Here is an 855-nt window from a genome sequence, read left to right on the forward strand (position 1 = left end):
GCCTACTCGCTTGTAGGCACGAAAAACAGGTACTCACCTGGCCCCATCTGCGGGGTGATCACATAGCCCTCGCACTGCCTGTCCTTGCACTTCACAGGGATGGCGCGGGGCCAGATGGTGGCTGCAGTCGGGTAGCCAGGCAGGTACTGGGGCACATGCCAGACGCCATAGTCACCCACTGGCTCGGCTTGCTGCGATCCAGCCGCGCCCTGCTCGCCACTTCCGAAGATCTGGCGCTGAATGCTCAACGGTTCATTGACCGCCCTGGAGTCGGGTGCTGCCAGAGACGAAGCGCCATATAGTGCCATCGCTAAAAGAGCTAGAGTCTTGCCCATAGCGGCCTCCTAGATTAGGAATCACGCCTACTAATTGTCATACAGCTGCGCTGTACGTGGATCTTCCATCACGGAGGTGACAACCGAGGGGCGAGTAACTTCAGGTGCCAAGCTGGACTGAGCCTCTGCAGGCGGCGCAGCAGGATTCGGGCTGCCTTGTGCCGACGCATCGGGTCCGTAGTTGTTTCGGCGCTCGTCTGCCGTCATGGACTGCGGGCATTTCGAGCCCGTGATCTCCAGGGCCACGCGCGCTGCGGGGTCCATGCAGTCCATCGCCAGCGAGGCGGCTTTCATGCCCTTGTTCCAGAGTTCGCGGCTCATTTTCAGGCGCTTGCAATGCTCGTCCGTCCAGGTCGTGCCGAAGCTCACGCCAAAGCCGGGGCCGTTGGCACTGCCGCTGCTGCTGCCCATGCAGGTGTCGTTGCTGGTCGTGAGGTTGGGGCCGTTCACGCTGGGAACGTTCTTCATGGTGTAGGTGCCCGTGTACTCCACGATGTTCTTGGAAGTCCCGGACACCGTG

General features: G+C 61.4%; 2 protein-coding genes. Both read right to left on the bottom strand.

The features are described 5' to 3' along the window. Positions 1-2: 2 nt before the first annotated feature. Positions 3-335 carry a hypothetical protein gene (locus tag F3J24_RS24755; RefSeq protein WP_167011551.1) on the bottom strand — a complete coding sequence of 111 codons (333 nt, stop codon included), beginning with the start codon at positions 333-335 and terminating at the stop codon, positions 3-5. Positions 336-365: 30 nt separating this feature from the next. Then, positions 366-855: hypothetical protein (locus tag F3J24_RS24760; RefSeq protein WP_240154470.1), on the bottom strand; the 490-nt coding region annotated here is incomplete at its 5' end.

It is taken from the genome of Comamonas sp. Tr-654 (assembly GCF_011752915.1).
GTDB lineage: Bacteria > Pseudomonadota > Gammaproteobacteria > Burkholderiales > Burkholderiaceae_C > Comamonas.